This is a genomic window from Acinetobacter kookii, from assembly GCF_900096895.1.
Classification (GTDB): Bacteria; Pseudomonadota; Gammaproteobacteria; order Pseudomonadales; family Moraxellaceae; genus Acinetobacter; species Acinetobacter kookii.
This window is the reverse complement of the sequence record NZ_FMYO01000010.1, coordinates 14,459-30,825: the sequence shown is the minus strand read 5'-3', so window position 1 is coordinate 30,825 and position 16,367 is coordinate 14,459. Positions and strand designations below refer to the sequence as shown.

Annotated in this window: 19 protein-coding genes; all 19 read left to right on the top strand. The window is 41.0% G+C overall.

The window, feature by feature from the left end:
• Positions 1-244: 244 nt before the first annotated feature.
• The 19 genes from acnD (at position 245) to BLP85_RS12300 (ending at position 16,208) form a co-directional block, all read left to right on the top strand.
• The gene (gene acnD / locus BLP85_RS12390; protein ID WP_092820382.1) at positions 245-2,863 is read left to right on the top strand and encodes a Fe/S-dependent 2-methylisocitrate dehydratase AcnD; all 2,619 of its coding nucleotides are present in this window, start codon (positions 245-247) and stop codon (positions 2,861-2,863) included.
• A 75-nt stretch (positions 2,864-2,938) separates the two neighbouring features.
• Entirely contained in the window at positions 2,939-3,568 is a 630-nt protein-coding gene (locus BLP85_RS12385) for a hypothetical protein (protein WP_092820436.1), read from the top strand.
• Complete coding sequence (locus BLP85_RS12380) at positions 3,552-4,541, top strand: DUF262 domain-containing protein (RefSeq protein ID WP_092820381.1); 990 nt, start codon at positions 3,552-3,554, stop codon at positions 4,539-4,541. Before BLP85_RS12385 ends, BLP85_RS12380 begins: the two co-directional genes overlap by 17 nt.
• A gap of 108 nt (positions 4,542-4,649) precedes the next feature.
• Positions 4,650-4,799, top strand: a complete 150-nt coding sequence (locus BLP85_RS12375; protein ID WP_086198845.1) for a zinc ribbon-containing protein — start codon at positions 4,650-4,652, stop codon at positions 4,797-4,799.
• A 120-nt stretch (positions 4,800-4,919) separates the two neighbouring features.
• Entirely contained in the window at positions 4,920-5,498 is a 579-nt protein-coding gene (locus BLP85_RS12370; protein ID WP_092820380.1) for a DUF4126 domain-containing protein, read from the top strand.
• A gap of 316 nt (positions 5,499-5,814) precedes the next feature.
• Positions 5,815-6,021, top strand: coding sequence for a hypothetical protein (locus BLP85_RS12365; RefSeq protein ID WP_092820379.1), 207 nt, complete (start codon positions 5,815-5,817; stop codon positions 6,019-6,021).
• A gap of 253 nt (positions 6,022-6,274) precedes the next feature.
• Positions 6,275-6,496, top strand: coding sequence for a hypothetical protein (locus BLP85_RS12360; RefSeq protein ID WP_086198842.1), 222 nt, complete (start codon positions 6,275-6,277; stop codon positions 6,494-6,496).
• A gap of 271 nt (positions 6,497-6,767) precedes the next feature.
• Positions 6,768-7,469, top strand: coding sequence for a DUF1003 domain-containing protein (locus tag BLP85_RS12355; protein WP_092820378.1), 702 nt, complete (start codon positions 6,768-6,770; stop codon positions 7,467-7,469).
• Between the two features lie 576 nt (positions 7,470-8,045).
• Positions 8,046-8,294 carry a DUF6868 family protein gene (locus BLP85_RS12350; protein WP_092820435.1) on the top strand — a complete coding sequence of 83 codons (249 nt, stop codon included), beginning with the start codon at positions 8,046-8,048 and terminating at the stop codon, positions 8,292-8,294.
• Between the two features lie 130 nt (positions 8,295-8,424).
• Positions 8,425-9,138 carry an SIMPL domain-containing protein gene (locus tag BLP85_RS12345; RefSeq protein WP_092820377.1) on the top strand — a complete coding sequence of 238 codons (714 nt, stop codon included), beginning with the start codon at positions 8,425-8,427 and terminating at the stop codon, positions 9,136-9,138.
• 602 nt (positions 9,139-9,740) lie between these two features.
• Entirely contained in the window at positions 9,741-10,187 is a 447-nt protein-coding gene (locus BLP85_RS12340) for a hypothetical protein (protein WP_092820376.1), read from the top strand.
• Between the two features lie 79 nt (positions 10,188-10,266).
• Positions 10,267-10,932 carry an RluA family pseudouridine synthase gene (locus BLP85_RS12335; protein WP_092820375.1) on the top strand — a complete coding sequence of 222 codons (666 nt, stop codon included), beginning with the start codon at positions 10,267-10,269 and terminating at the stop codon, positions 10,930-10,932.
• Positions 10,933-11,169: 237 nt separating this feature from the next.
• Positions 11,170-12,123, top strand: a complete 954-nt coding sequence (locus BLP85_RS12330) for a DUF5660 family protein (protein ID WP_092820374.1) — start codon at positions 11,170-11,172, stop codon at positions 12,121-12,123.
• Between the two features lie 160 nt (positions 12,124-12,283).
• Positions 12,284-12,664, top strand: coding sequence for a ribonuclease E inhibitor RraB (locus BLP85_RS12325; protein ID WP_092820373.1), 381 nt, complete (start codon positions 12,284-12,286; stop codon positions 12,662-12,664).
• Positions 12,665-13,103: 439 nt separating this feature from the next.
• Complete coding sequence (locus tag BLP85_RS12320) at positions 13,104-14,204, top strand: catalase family protein (protein ID WP_092820372.1); 1,101 nt, start codon at positions 13,104-13,106, stop codon at positions 14,202-14,204.
• Between the two features lie 205 nt (positions 14,205-14,409).
• Positions 14,410-14,862: an SRPBCC family protein gene (locus BLP85_RS12315; RefSeq protein ID WP_092820371.1), complete on the top strand. Its 453-nt coding sequence runs from the start codon at positions 14,410-14,412 to the stop codon at positions 14,860-14,862.
• 10 nt (positions 14,863-14,872) lie between these two features.
• Positions 14,873-15,220, top strand: a complete 348-nt coding sequence (locus tag BLP85_RS12310; RefSeq protein WP_092820370.1) for a DUF488 domain-containing protein — start codon at positions 14,873-14,875, stop codon at positions 15,218-15,220.
• 96 nt (positions 15,221-15,316) lie between these two features.
• Positions 15,317-15,658: a zinc ribbon domain-containing protein YjdM gene (locus BLP85_RS12305; protein WP_092820369.1), complete on the top strand. Its 342-nt coding sequence runs from the start codon at positions 15,317-15,319 to the stop codon at positions 15,656-15,658.
• A 190-nt stretch (positions 15,659-15,848) separates the two neighbouring features.
• Entirely contained in the window at positions 15,849-16,208 is a 360-nt protein-coding gene (locus BLP85_RS12300) for a 5-carboxymethyl-2-hydroxymuconate Delta-isomerase (RefSeq protein WP_092820368.1), read from the top strand.
• Positions 16,209-16,367 lie beyond the last annotated feature (159 nt).

Genomic DNA, 16,367 nt, shown 5'->3' with positions numbered 1-16,367 from the left:
TATCTAATACTAAAGAATGAGGCCTATTTCCTGCTATTTTTCCAAAAAAAGCACGATTAGAGCAAATATCTTAAAAAATGTGTAACAATATATTTCTAAAACACCTATTTTTATATCTAAGTTTATGAAATATAAAAGATTTGGGAAATGGCTTTTCGGCAGTGTACTATGCCGTTGAACCGATTGTAACTCGTCAACAACAATTACGTAGTCAAGAAAAAGTGATTCAAGAGGCAGGTAAGCTATGAACAACAACTACCGTAAACCGCTGCAAGGTACCCAGCTCGAATATTATGACGTACGCCAAGCCGTAGAAGATATTCAGCCAGGCGCATATGCAAAACTTCCCTATACCTCAAAAGTACTTGCCGAGCAGCTGGTACGCCGTTGTGAGCCTGCCATTCTGGAACAGTCTTTACGTCAGCTGATTGAACGTAAGCAAGACCACGATTTTCCTTGGTATCCGGCACGTGTGGTGTGTCACGACATTTTGGGGCAAACCGCACTGGTGGACCTTGCCGGCCTGCGTGATGCGATTGCCGACCAGGGCGGTGACCCGTCTAAAGTCAATCCGGTCGTTCCAACCCAGCTGATCGTTGACCACTCTTTAGCGGTGGAATATGGAGGTTTTGACCCGGATGCGTTCCGTAAAAACCGCGAAGTGGAAGACCGTCGTAATGAAGACCGTTTCCACTTTATTGAATGGACCAAAACTGCATTTGAAAATGTCGATGTGATTCCTGCGGGTAACGGCATCATGCACCAGATTAATCTGGAGAAAATGTCTCCGGTGATTCAAAAGCGTGACGGCGTGGCATTCCCGGATACCTGTGTCGGTACAGACTCGCATACGCCACATACCGATGCCTTGGGTGTGATTTCAGTGGGCGTAGGTGGCCTGGAAGCAGAAAACGTGATGCTCGGCCGTGCATCGTGGATGCGTCTGCCGGACATTATTGGTGTGGAACTGGTAGGTCAGCGCAAGCCCGGCATTACCGCAACCGATATCGTATTGGCATTAACGGAGTTCCTGCGTAAAGAACGTGTCGTGGGCGCATACCTGGAATTCTTTGGTGAAGGTGCCGACAGCATGTCTGTAGGCGACCGTGCCACCATTTCCAACATGACGCCTGAATATGGCGCAACTGCGGCGATGTTCTATATTGACCAGAACACCATTGATTATCTGACTTTAACCGGTCGTGAAGCAGATCAGGTGAAATTGGTTGAACAATATGCCAAAGAAATTGGTCTTTGGGCTTCAGACATGAAACAGGCGGAATATCCACGTGTACTCCGTTTCGACCTATCGACCGTAACCCGTAACATTGCCGGTCCGTCAAACCCGCATGCACGTGTATCAACGGCTGACCTGAAAGAAAAAGGCATTGCAGGCAATTTAGAAGCCGCTCGTGCGCAAGAAGCAGAAGGCTTAATGCCGGATGGTGCGGTGATTATCGCGGCGATTACTTCTTGTACCAATACCTCTAACCCGCGTAACACGGTAGCTGCAGGTTTATTGGCACGTAAGGCAAACGAGTTGGGCTTAACCCGTAAGCCTTGGGTGAAATCATCATTTGCACCAGGTTCTAAAGCGGCTGCTTTATACCTTGAAGAAGCAGGGGTATTGCACGATTTAGAAAAATTGGGCTTTGGTATTGTGGCTTATGCATGTACCACCTGTAACGGTATGTCGGGTGCGTTAGATCCAAAAATTCAGCAAGAAATTATCGACCGTGACCTGTATGCCACTGCGGTACTTTCAGGCAACCGTAACTTCGATGGCCGTATCCATCCTTATGCCAAACAGGCTTTCCTGGCATCTCCACCTTTAGTTGTTGCTTATGCGATTGCCGGTACCATCCGTTTTGACATCGAAAAAGATGCACTTGGCAACGATAAAGACGGCAATCCAGTCTATTTAAAGGACATCTGGCCATCAGATGAAGAAATTGATGCGCTGGTAAAAGTTGCGGTAAAACCAGAGCAATTTAAGAAAGTTTACATTCCAATGTTTGATTTGGGCGAGCGTGAAAAAGCGGCAAGCCCACTGTATGACTGGCGTCCGCAAAGTACCTATATCCGCCGTCCGCCATATTGGGAAGGGGCTTTGGCTGCACCGCGTACCTTGACCAACATGCGTCCGCTGGCGATTTTGCCGGATAACATCACTACCGACCATTTATCGCCATCGAATGCGATTATTATGGATTCGGCTGCGGGTGAATATCTGCACAAAATGGGCGTACCTGAGGAAGACTTTAACTCCTATGCAACGCACCGTGGTGACCACTTGACTGCACAGCGTGCGACTTTGGCGAATCCTAAACTGTTCAATGAAATGGTGGTGCGTGCTGACGGTACCATCAAGCAGGGTTCAAAAGCGCGTGTCGAGCCGGAAGGTGAAGTGATGCGTATGTGGGAAGCGATAGAAACCTACATGAACCGTAAGCAGCCGCTGATCATTATTGCGGGTGCGGACTATGGTCAGGGTTCTAGCCGTGACTGGGCAGCCAAAGGTGTGCGTCTTGCCGGTGTGGAAGCGATTGTGGCCGAAGGTTTTGAGCGTATTCACCGTACTAACCTGGTGGGTATGGGCGTGTTGCCGCTTGAGTTTAAACCGGGTACGAACCGCAAGACTTTAAAGCTGGATGGTACGGAACTGTATAGCGTAGTGGGTAATATTGCGCCACGTTCGACCTTAACTCTAGTTATTGAGCGCGCAACTGATGATGGTAAAAACCAGATTGTTGAAGTGCCTGTAACTTGTCGTCTGGATACCGAAGAAGAAGTTTCTGTTTATGAAGCGGGCGGTGTATTGCAACGCTTTGCACAGGACTTCCTGGAAGGGAATGTAGCTTAAATTTTGTTCTAAAAGTATTTGATATTATTTGAAAAAGACCCTACTTTAGAGTGGGGTTTTATTTATGATATAGAAATGAATAGTGAAGAGTTTAAACGACAACTTATAAATTCAGAGACTAATGACGAACGAAGTGACTTTTGTAGAAAGTTAGTTTTGCATGGAACACCTTTTATTTTTTATGGAAAAGAGCATGAGTACTACGAATTTAGAAAGAAAATTGCCAATCATTTTAAAGTTTCTTTTCACGAAGTATATATTACAGGGTCAGCTAAATTAGGATTTAGTCCTTATAAAAATAAAGAATTTGATCTGGATTCAGATATTGATGTAGCAATAATTTCAGAAAAACTGTTTGAAGAAATAATGTGGAAAGTAAATAAATTTCAACTTGATTACAGAGGCGCAAGAAAAACTCCACATCAGTCTGAAGTCAGACAATACCATGATTTTTTAGAATATACGGCTCTTGGTTGGATCCGTCCGGATAAACTTCCGATTTCTTTTCAAATGAAAGAATTAAAAGATCAGTGGTTTCAGTTTTTTAATAGTCTATCTTACGGACGTTCAGAAGTCGGTAATTATAAAGTTTCAGCTGGAGTATTTAAAACTTATCAGCATTTTGAAAGTTATATCATCAGTGGGTTAACCCAACTTAGAAATCAAATTAAATTGCAGAGTTTTAATAATGACAAATCAAATTAAGCCTTCCGTAACCAACCCTACTATTGCCGATATATTCCAAAAAATATCAGAGAAGAGATTAGACTTGGCTCCTTCATTTCAGAGACGTTTTGTTTGGACACAAGAACATCAAGAACAATTCATTGACACAATTCTTCAAGGATACCCATTTCCTGAAATTTATGTATGCCAAGGGGAAACAGATATAAAAAGAATAATAACTAAACAAAAGGTTATTGATGGTCAACAACGTTTAACTACTATTATGAATTATATAAATGATAGTTTTGAAAAACCTTTGAAATTAATAAAAAAATTTGATGATTTGGAAAGTGAAGAAAGAAGAAAATTTTTAGAATATCAAATTGTTGTAAGGGATATAGGTCAGGTAGAAGATGCAGTAGTCAAAGAAATTTTTAGGAGAATTAATCTTACTAAATTTAAATTAGATGATATAGAAATTCATAATGCTATTTATGATGGACAATTTATACAAACTGCTAAAAGCCTATCTAATGAAATTAATTTAAATAAATATGAAGTTTTCCATGATTCAGAAATAACACGTATGGTTGATATTCACTTTTTTCTAACAGTATTGTCTACACTTGAAAGAGGAGGATATTTTGCTAGGGATAGTGAAATTGAAAAGTGTGTTGAAGAGTTTAATGAGTCCTTTATAAATTCTCATTTAAGAAAATCAGAAATTTTACGCGCATTTTCTATATTAGATAATTTACAATTACCTTTAGATTCAATATGGTTTAGAAAGTCAAATTTCTTTACGTTAATTGTTGAATTTTCAAAAAATAAAATTGATAACTTATCCGTAATTAAAGAAAAATTACTAAACTTTGAAAAGTTAGTTTTAAATAATAGAAATGACCCAAGCAATATATATGGAGAATATTATCGATATATGTATTCTGGAACGAACGATAGAAAAGCAAGAGTTCGTCGTTCAGAAATTTTAATAAATGATGTCTTGAGCTAAAAAATTCTTCGCCCAAACGACATCATCATTTACAAAAATGGACAATAGACAATCATCACAGCCACGTTATACTAGGTTCACCATTTCTAAAACCTATGGAGAACAAAAATGGTTACTGCTGGCTCTAAACCCGGAACAGGCTTCTATTTTTGTGTCAAATGCGGACACCGCACCTACTTAGAAATTGGTACTGATCGTCTACCACCGTGTACCAAATGCCTTGGCAATCAATTTAACAATAAAATTGCGATTGCCTAAGCAGCACCTATAAAACAGTTATCCTCTGTTTTGAACAAAAGCCCTATTCATCCATAGGGCTTTTTTGTTACTTTCATTTTAAAGCGCCGCAATAAATTCAAGCCATAAAAGGAAATGCACATGGAAACAATACTCGGTTTATGCATAGGCGTGGGCTTAAGTGCTGCCTGCGGTTTTCGTGTCTTTGTGCCACTATTGGTGATGAGTATTGCATCTCTCATGGGCTGGTTTGAGCCAATGCAAGGCTTTGAATGGCTGGCACTGCCATCTGTCTGCATGGCTTTAGGTATTGCAACCCTGAGTGAAATTGCTGCTTATTATATTCCTTGGGTAGACAATGCCCTGGACACGGTGGCAACACCCGCAGCACTGATCGCCGGAACCTTGGCAACCATGGCAGTGAGCAGTGGGGAAATGTCGCAGTTTGCCAGCTGGGCGGCCGCGATTATTGTCGGTGGCGGTACCGCAAGTGCAGTTCAATTAAGTACGGTGGCTGTTCGTGGCGTATCAACTGCAACAACGGGTGGAATCGCCAACCCTGTGGTGTCTACAGGGGAATGGATTGGGGCATTTGTACTGTCCGTTCTGTCCTTGCTTGTACCTGTGCTGGTGGTGATTGTTGTATTGCTGTTGATGGTGTGGGTTGTGCGCTGGGTACGCCGTAAGAAACAGGACAATATCAATAGTCCGGTGCTATGAATGTATGGGGTTTGCATCAGGTTGAGGTCATTTGATTGAGCTGCTCTTTATTCACAATATTTATTTTCCTTAGCCGTACCCGAGTCATAAGCTTGCGGAAAGCTCTGTCTTGATTTTGCCCAGTCAAATAGAATTTAGAAATAAGCCGCTGTTTTATATAAAAATAAAAAAAATAAGAAAAAAAGATGTAGATCATTAAAACTAGTGATTGATTTTTACTCAATAAAGGCATAATTTTAATATGGAATTAAACCCATAAATTTTATATGGGTTTGTTTGTGGTTCAACTTTATAAAAATTATTCGGGGAACTATCAATGATCAAATTTATTGTAGATGAACAGCCTGCAGCTAAAGGCATACACTATATACACAATGCGACACTGGGCTGCGAAGACCTGCCAAAATCGGATGACCAGATTTTGATTGGCTACTTTGCAAATTATGAACTTGCCTATAAACGCGCCAGAATGAACTGGCCAACAGAAAAAGTGGAAGGTTGTAGCAAGTGCTGTACAAAATAATTCAAAGCTGAAACCGAAAAACTCTGCCCGATTGGCAGAGTTTTTTTATTGGGTTGATGATTGATTTCGCTACGAAACACTAAAATGTTTCCATCATAAATCAGTTTTTTGAATAAATATAAATAGATAGGAATAAATAACGAATAAAAATCGCTCCCCATTCATCTACGGACTGATTATTGGGCGTTGTTTGAAAAATGCTCAATACACCCTCATCTTAAACTCTATATTTACTGTGTTTAGGGCGGCTCAATTGCAACATTATCTTGATCTGAACCACGACTCTGGTGTGGCCAACTATGAAATTGGCAATGAGTTTATTCGTGTTCAATTTAAGAAAAATTCAAAAATTTATACCTATAGCTATGCCAGTGCCGGCTATCAGCATATTGAAAACATGAAACAGCTGGCGCAGTATGGCGATGGTCTAAATGCCTATATCAATCACCATGTGAAACAGCTCTATGTCCGGTAAATGGCAGTGGAATTTTAAGCTGGTCTTTGCTTTAAATTTTTGTTTGTTCATCCATAAACGGAATAACGGTTTAACGGCTATAGGCATTAGAGTCTGGCACATGCATCTTAAAAATTGCTGGATGCTTGCTTTAAAATTAATCTAAAAATATGGAACTGAATTAATCTAAAACCAAGCTTTCCCTGGCAAAATGTAAACCAATAAGCGTTGATTAGACTCGGAAATCATCATCACGGCATATTGCATAGAGATAAAACAGAAGGTATGGGGTATGAACGGAAAAACAGAATGTCAAACATGCATGGTCTGCAAGAAAAGCTTTCCTAAAAAAAATCTTATCCCGATCGGAACAATTCGAAAAGTCATTACCGAGGAAATTTCAAAGGATTTTCCACAATGGTCACCTGGCGACTTTATCTGCCAGGTCGATTTAACCAAATACCGCATGCAGTATGTACAGTCCATATTAAAATCTGAACAAGGTGAAGTCACTGATCTGGAATATGAAGTGTTGAACAGTATGCAACAGCATGAGCTGATCAGCAAAAATATAGAGAACAAGCTCGATCAGAATTGGACTTTTGGAGAAAAACTGGCCGATAAAATTGCAAGTTTCGGCGGTAGCTGGACCTTTTTGATCTGCTTTGCCATTTTCTTGGCGCTGTGGATTTTGGTCAATACCGTGGTCATGGTGAAACATCCAGCAGATCCATATCCCTTTATTTTATTAAATTTAATGCTCTCCTGTTTGGCCGCCATTCAGGCACCCGTAATCATGATGAGCCAAAACCGGCAGGAAGCCAAAGACCGCTTGCGTTCGCAAAATGATTATCAGGTCAACTTGAAAGCTGAACTGGAGATTCGGCATTTACATGAAAAACTCGATCATCTTTTAATGCATCAGTGGGATCGTCTGGCTAAAATTCAGGAAATTCAACTGGATTTGCTGGCGGAAATGACCAAGAAGAAATAGCGGCTAGGGAGCTGAAAGGTAAGTTTTAGTACTCCAGTTCATGAAGATGGAGAAAATATTCCGGTTCATGTCAGTTTGGCGCAATAAAAATCGGTATTTTGCATCAATTTGGGAAATTTTTTTATAGATTTGAATAAAGCGGGAAAATATTCCAAAAATAATTAAAAATGCAAAATCTTAGGAAATTAATCCCGCATTTCTTTGGTTATTCTATATCTCAAGGGTGTGAAGGGATCGAAAAGAGTAGATTGCTGCCAGTTGCGTACAACGTGAGTGCAGTACTTACCCACAAGGTCTCGATTCGGCTTAGGACGCTATAGATTATCAATTTATAGGCATAAGGTTATAACTTACAAAGTTATAATGGTTGAAGTAAAACAGTATGTTTTCCCTGACCCCCTAAAAAATTCTCCAGCCAAGACAAGTATTAAAAAACATTATAAAAATTATTAAAAACAAATACATGGTTTTAAATTTAACTGCAAAAAAGCGGATACAAATCAGTTGTTCATTTTCCTTCATAAAATCTGCTAATTTAGAATATATAAGCAAGCATCCGGTCAGGTCATAAAAATGATAAATGATGATTTTTGGAGCCGTTTTTTACTGTGTTCATTACTTATAAATTACATCATCTTAATGATCTGGTTTTTGGTGTTTATTTTTGCCCGTAACTGGATGAAACAGGTGCATGGCAAATGGTTCCAGCTTTCCGATCACACCTTCGATGCCATTCATTATGGGGGTATGGCCGTATATAAAATTGGCATTCTATTGCTTAATCTGGTGCCATTTCTGGCCTTATATCTGATCCGAAATTCCTAGGCCGGATTGGAGGATTGAAATGGTTGATATAGAAAGGTCGATATAGATAGATCGTCTGTAAACAGTGGTTTCGAAGCTGATAAAACAGGACCACTGCTATAAAAAATAAGCAAAAGAGGAATTCGGGAGCATGAATCAATTCAAGTCCGCACTGGTTTTAGGTGCTTTCATTTGTCTGGGGATGATTCTTGCGGGATGGATTCTGGGCAGTAGTGCAGTCAAAATCAAGCAGTATGAACGTATAGTCTCGGTCAAAGGTCTATCTGAACGAGAGGTGAAAGCCGATGTCGCAGTATGGCCGATCCGTTTTAGCTCGGCCAGTCAGGACCTGACCCAGCTGTATGACACTATGGAAATACAAACCCAACAAATTCAGGCGTTTTTAAAAACCGAAGGTTTTAGCGCTCAGGAAATTACTACGGCAGCTCCTGTCACGACCGATAAATATGCCCAGCAATACGGCGGCGATGCCAATGTCGCGCTCCGTTATACCGCGCATCAGACCATTACCGTTTATACCCATAAAATAGATGCAGTGCGGGCGGCACAAAGCCGTCTGGTGGCTTTGGGTAAAAAGGGCATTGCCTTTGGTGGCGATGATTCAGGTCAACGAACCGAATATTTATTTACCAAGTTAAATGACATCAAGCCGGCCATGATTGAGCAGGCAACCCAAAACGCCCGCAGTGTGGCAGAAAAATTTGCCGCAGATTCCAAAAGCCGTCTAGGCAAAATCAAGGCGGCCAATCAGGGATTGTTCAGCATTGAGGATCGCGACAGCAATACCCCGTATTTAAAGAAAGTCCGTGTGGTGTCCACCGTTGATTATTATCTGGCTGATTGAATGGGGCAACAAGGCACAAGAAAAATGTGCTTTGATTTATGGATAAATTCCAATAATCCTGCTTTTTCTGCAATAAAAAACCTTTATTTTAATGTGGATGATAAAAAATTCTTTTAATTATTTATTTAAAGAAAAAAATTACCAAAATTAATGGAAAATTAAAAATCTTAGGAAATTAATCCCAACTGCCTTTGGCTAATATATGTCTCAAGGGTGTGAAGGGATCGAAAAGAGCAGATTGCTGCCAGTTGCGTACAACGTGAGTGCAGTACTTACCCACAAGGTCTCGATTCGGCTTAGGACGCTATAGATTACCAATTTATAGGCATAGGGTTATAATTTACAAAGTTATAATGGTTGAAGTAAACCACAGATGTTTTCCCTGACACCCTCAAAATTTTTATAAACAATAAAAAATAACAATTCTTTTTCTTTTCATTTATTTAACCTGCATCAAATTTTATCCTCCTGAATGTGCATTGCATCATCAAAAATATACTGATCACTTGATATAAAGTAATTTTCCATAAAAAAACAAAATAGTCGGCTGAAAAAACGCTTGCTAGAATGGTATTCGATCATTTCAACATGAGCCAATAACAATGAAAAAATACGAATTGGAAATTCGTCATCCACAGCACTTGAGTGAGCAGGATGCAGAAGCTTTAGGATTATTTGAAAGTACAGAAATATTGAGCCAATTCGATGCAATCAACTGGCGCCGCCAACTGGTTTCACAACTGGAAATGAATGGGGCCATTACCAGTTTTACCGTAACCGATACCGCTACCCAGCAATGCCTGCGCCTCAGTTTAAATGCCTATTCGGCCTCCGATCAGCTGGCATTCAAGCTGGACAGCGATATTGAAATTGTTACTCCGCAAAAGAACCTGTTTGGTTTAATCACTTTAAAAAACAAGGATTATGTGGCTTTTAAACAGCTCAGTCTGGGGCAGGCCAGAGCCTACCTCAACCATTTTCTAGATGGTCAGCTCGACACCCTGAAAGACAGCTATAAAACCACGCTGGAAAAACCGAAGCAGACATAATTTTGGCGGGATGGTCCAGCATTGACAGCTCTGGCAGAGATTGTTATTTTGCGCGCATTCTCCCACGTGCCGTAATGCTATGCCCATCAACGATAACTTCGTGTATATGCCGCCTCAGGAACCGCTTGCCATCGTCTATGAAGATGAAGACCTGGTGGTGATTGAAAAACCGGCAGGGCTGTTGTCCGTTCCGGGACGTTTGCCTGAACATCATGACAGTGCTTATTTTCGGGTATTGGAACGCTATCCCAACGCTAAAATTACTCACCGTTTAGATATGGCAACTTCCGGTATTTTGATGTTTGCCAAACACCGTGAAGCAGAAGTGGCGGTCAGTAAAATGTTTCAGGCACGTACGGTCAAAAAAAACTATATTGCGCTGGTTCAAGGCAAGCTCGAAGCCGAGGGGAGTGTCGAGGTGCCATTAATTACCGACTGGGAAAACCGGCCGCGTCAAATCGTGCATTTTGACTTGGGAAAACCCGCCAGAACGCTGTATCAGGCCTTGGAATATTCTGAAGCGGAAGACATTAGCCGGGTACTGCTGACCCCGATTACCGGACGCTCTCATCAGTTGCGGGTGCATATGCAGTATATCGGCCATCCGATTACCGGCGACAAGCTCTATCATCCAGAGCCCTACCAGAGTCCATTAAAACGTATGGCCTTACATGCCAGCTATCTGGCTTTTAAACAGCCTTTAAGCGGAGCAGATGTTGAAATTAAGGTGAAAATTCCTTTTTAATCAATATCTTTTAATTTTACTTATTCAAAGGCCCATAATTTTAATAATAAGTTACATATATGCTATGAGGGTTGACTTCTTCTTGTCGGCCAACTGATTTATGATGATGAAAATCTAAGAATAATAAAAAAATGCGACCAATCGCACACAATATCCCTTTTTCTAATGATTGAAAAACATATTACTAATAAATAATGTGTCACCTTTCTTCGAAATAATAATTTTGAGATAATAATAATGCTTTATCTATATATCCTGACCACCTTCATTTTGGTGGGATTGCTTTATCGGGCAATCATAAAAATAAGAAAAAAACAGCGCACTCTGGAATCTTTGCAGGTAAATCTGGATCGCACGCGAAATAATCTGGCAGAGCATGAACAGCAAAACGATGCGCTGCACCATCAATTAAATACCTGTCGTATCGAGATCGGCAATCTAAAAAACCGGGTTGAAAAGTTGAGTCAGTATCAAGACGTTTTGGATACTGAGCATTACGTTGCAGAGCGAAAAAACCAGGTCGAGAGCTTTGTCGAAGCCACTAAAACTGAAGCAGAGTTTCTGCTGGAAAAAATGAAGGCAGAGATTGAAAACACTCGACATTATCTGGAAAAACTGGAAAAAAATAGCCGGCTTAACCTGGAAGCCCAGGCCAGAGAACGATTAGGGGCTTTTTATCATCAGGCAGTAGAACAAGAAAAATTGGCCACAATTTCAAAAGCACTGGAAAACAAGATTCAGGGTTATGGCCTTCAATATGTGTATCCTGCACAAATCCTTTTGGATCAATTGATTGAAGGCTATGAGGATATTCATGCCGCGCAGCAGTTAACAGAAGTCCGCCGAAAAATAAAAAATGCCATTGCAGCAAACAAGGTGGGTCAATGTGAGTATGTCGAGGAAAATCGCAGACTTTCTGCCATCGCTCTGGTTACGCATGTGTTTAACAGCAAGGCTGACCTGTATTTATCTCAATTAGAGCATGACACGGTGGGGCTGTTTATTCAGGCGTTGCAAGATGATTTTATCCTGATCAATCATTATGGAGCAGCATTCAGCCATGCCCGAATTCATGAATCATTTTTAAAGTTACGTCTGGAAGAGTTTAAGCTTGCAGCCCTGGTTTCAGCCTTCAAGGCACAGCAACCGAATGAGCCAGGTGAATTGCAGCAGCAGATGGTGGAAGGCTAAGACCAGCGATCTGTGGAAAATAAAATGGCAGGACAAAGGGGACTTATCAGCACAAGTGTTGTAGTTAAGCTAAACAGTGAAATGGCTAAACTGAAACAAACTTGAGCTAATCTGTATGGCATGATATAGCTGATATCTAATTACAATAAGGAAACACTCCATGACACGCGATTTTGACCAATTCCCCGATGATGAAAATGGTAATGTACTTTGGCAAATGGCCGAAGATGGCGACGACCTGACTGAAGCGCATGAAATTGAATTTTCCATAGCTTTTCAGACTGAAGAACAGGCACAAAAATGTGCACTTTATCTGCTCAAAGAAGAACAAAAAATTAGCCTGTTTGAAGATGAAGAAGCCGACACGGTCGAGTGGATTATCACCATTTATGTGTATATGGAACCTGAATATTCAGACATCGTCGATCTGGAAGAATGGTTCACTAAAATCGCGACGCAATATGGCGGTGAATATGATGGCTGGGGCTGTATGGCTTATGTCTATGAAGATGAAGACTGGGAAAATGAAGTCAAAAGTTAATCCCTATTCCTAAAAAATTTTAATGGCTGGGGGATGATCCAGGTTTGAGCCAGTACAGTTAATTGGATCGAACCTGTTAAAAAGGCCTTAAACATTTAGATGCTTAGGGCCATTTTCATATCAAGATTTTATAAGAATCATACCCCATCCACTGAAACTCAGAAGAAGCTGTTCAAGCCGCTTTTGCATTCTATTCCTTTCTATTGATTTTAAACCTTCTAAATTTATTTAATTAAATATTTGATTTTAAAATTAAAAAAATTATGTGATGGACTGATGCTTTGCAGCCACGCCAGTTTAGTTTCATCTTTCTGCTTTATTTACCAAATACCTTCAATGTGTATACCAAGCACTTCCTTTGTAAAACAAACTCCTTGCTAGATTAATACATAAATTTCAAAACAGTTTATTTCTCTTCAAGGCATGAAAGGAGCACGGCATGGCAGTGAATAATTATGTGGCCTATGGTCCAGAAGTCGAACAAAAACAGGAAAATGAAGAAGAAGATATTCAGTATATTGTAGATTATATGACCCAAAGCAATACTGAGGTTTTTGACAAGCATCGTCATGCAGTTCGCGATGCGCATGCTAAATCCCACGGTTTCTTAAAAGGCATTTTAACCATTCCTGAAAACCTGCCCGATCACTTGGCGCAGGGAATTTTTGCCCATCCGGGCTATTATGATGTCATGGTCCGTCTGTCTGCTGCTCCCGGGGATTTGCGTAGCGATAAGACACCGGTGCCGCATGGTTTTGCCCTTAAAATTTTAAATGTGCCGGGCGAGCGCTTATTGCCAGAAGATTCCAGTGAGGGAAAAAATCAGGATTTTCTGATGGTCAATATGCCGGTACTGGTTTTTGGAACGGTACGCAAATATATGCAAATGCTGCCTTTTATGACTGAAGCGGAAAGGGCACCTGAACTGGTCATGCGTGGTTTACGCGGTGTCATGCGTGGGGTCGATCATCTGGTCAGCCGTGCGGGATTGCAGGCATCTGCGACGATCAAGGGACTGGCACGTAGCCAGCATCATATACTCGGGGAAACCTATCACAGCATGGCAGCATTACGTTATGGCAACTATATTGCCAAAATCAGTGTGGCACCTGAATCTGAGTCGGTAAAACAACTGACTGGCATACCGATGCAAATTCAGGAAGATTCCGGTATACGTGATCTGGTCCAGGATTTTTTTAAGCGTAATACGGCTGATTATGTCATTCGTGCTCAGCTATGTACCAACCTGGACCGTATGCCTGTTGAAGATGCCGCCGTGTTGTGGGATGAAGATGAATCACCGCATCAGGTCATCGGGACTTTACATTTTCCAAAACAGCAGACCTTTAGTCCGGCACGTCGGGTCTATTCAGATGACGTGCTGTCTTTCAATCCATGGCATGGGGTAAAAGAACACCAGCCTCTAGGTTCCATCATGCGGGTACGCATGCAGGTGTATGAGCGTTCATCCTGTTTTCGGCACTATATGAATACTCAGCCGCGCACAGAACCTAATCATATTGATGACATGCCAGATTAGATATTCAAAACTGGATTTGATATTTAGATAAAAATATCGGCTTGAATGCTGCTATTCTGGACCTATAATGTTTTGGGACATTGATAAATGTTTTATGAACAAGGAATTGAAAACCCTGTTTCATATCGGACCAAAGCCCTGCAGCATCAGAGAATAACCGCAATCAACTTGCATTTTAAAAATAACAATAAGACGAGGTTCGCAAATGACTGAAAGTAATACAGTGAAACTGCATCGCGTATTTACCGCACCACCTGAACGGGTGTTTAAGGCATTTATTGACCCGGATGCTCTGGTCAAGTGGATGGCACCCCATGGTTTTACCGCTAAGGTTCATCATCTGGATGCCAAAGTCGGTGGGACCTATAAAATGTCGTTTAGCAATTTTTCTACCGGTTCTAGCCATTCCTTTGGTGGCATCTATCATGAAATTATACCCAACCAATTGTTGCGCTATAGCGACCAGTTCGATGATCCCAATTTGCCCGGAAACATTGAAGTGATCATTCAATTCAAAGCAGTGTCCGTGGGAACCGAAGTGCATATTACCCAATCAGGTATTCCTGAAGTTATTCCAGTGGAAGCCTGTTATTTGGGATGGCAGGAGTCATTGCAACTGCTCACTTTACTGGTTACTCCTGAAATTCCAGATCAATAGCTACTGTGCGATGAACATTCAAATTAAACGTGCTTATGCAGAAGTTCTAGCTTCAGACGGCAAACGGATTCTGGTTGACCGGCTGTGGCCCAGGGGCATTACAAAGGCAGATGCCAAAATTGATTGGTGGGCTAAAGAAATCACGCCGTCAACTGAGCTGCGAAAATGGTATGCGCATGACCCCGAACATTGGGACGAATTCCAGCAACGTTACAGGGCTGAACTGCGCTTACAAACAGAGGTGTTGCAGCAAATCAGAGAGATGGCCAGACAAGAAAAAGTCAGCCTCATCACTGCGGCTAAAAGTGAAAACTATAATCATGTGATTGTACTTAAACAGGTTTTGGAAGAAAGCTGAAAAGCATCTGATAAGCGATTTTATTCCATAATATAAATAAGGTTTTAGCAAAAGATTGCTTTATAAAATGTTATAATAAGGCTTTTGAGGTTTTTTATGTCTTTGCCAAATTGCCCCAAATGTAACTCAGAATATGCTTATGAAGATGGCGATTTGCTGATTTGCCCAGAATGCGCTCATGAATGGAAAGAAGGCGAAAGCAGTACTGAGCAGGCTACAATTATTAAAGACGCAAATGGCAATGTGCTTGCTAATGGCGATACGGTTACCCTGATTAAAGATCTGAAAATCAAAGGTTCTTCATCGGTAATTAAAGTGGGAACCAAGGCGAAGAACATTCGTTTATTACCGGACTCAAGCGATGGTCATGATCTGGACTGTAAAGTGGATGGCTTTGGTGCCATGAAATTAAAATCTGAATTTGTGAAAAAAGCTTAATTCACGACATTAAAACCCAAAAAGCTCTGGCGATATGCCGGAGCTTTTTTTTATGAAGTCGTGACTGCATGAATTATCGTACTATTGGTTTTTATCAGAAGCATTATGGCTTAAACATTGACAGAGCCATTTTAGGATTAAAGCACCAGCATGCTATAACCTTAGTCATTCATGTTAAAGAGTTCTTGTTATGCCGCATATCCATCTTGAATATTCCGACAATGTAGAAAACTTTCAACCCAAACCGCTCTTGCTTGCCTTAAACCAGGCCCTGGTTGAGGGTGCTTATGTCGGTGCCGCGAATGATCTCAAAAGCCGTGCCATTTGCCAGCATGATTATGTCATTGGTTTGGGAGATGTTTCACAAGCCTATGTGCATGCCAAAGTTTCTTTATTGACTGGACGTAGTCTGGAGTTACAACAGCAAATTGCTCAAGTGATCCTGCACACCCTTGAACAGCACATTCCTGCGCAAAGCCAGGTCAGTGTACAGATTTGTGTGGAAATACTGGAAATGCAGAAAGCTACTTACGCTAAAAAAATTGTTTAAGGGAGGGCAGGGTGTTAATCAAAAGCTGGGGAGAGAATAGACCGGCAATTTAGTAGACTTCTTTTATAAATTTCCTTTATTTCTCCCAATGGGAAAAAAATAAAAAGGGTGTGAATAATTATGAAAGAAGTCTACTCTCTTGCCTGCAGTTCATGGAAC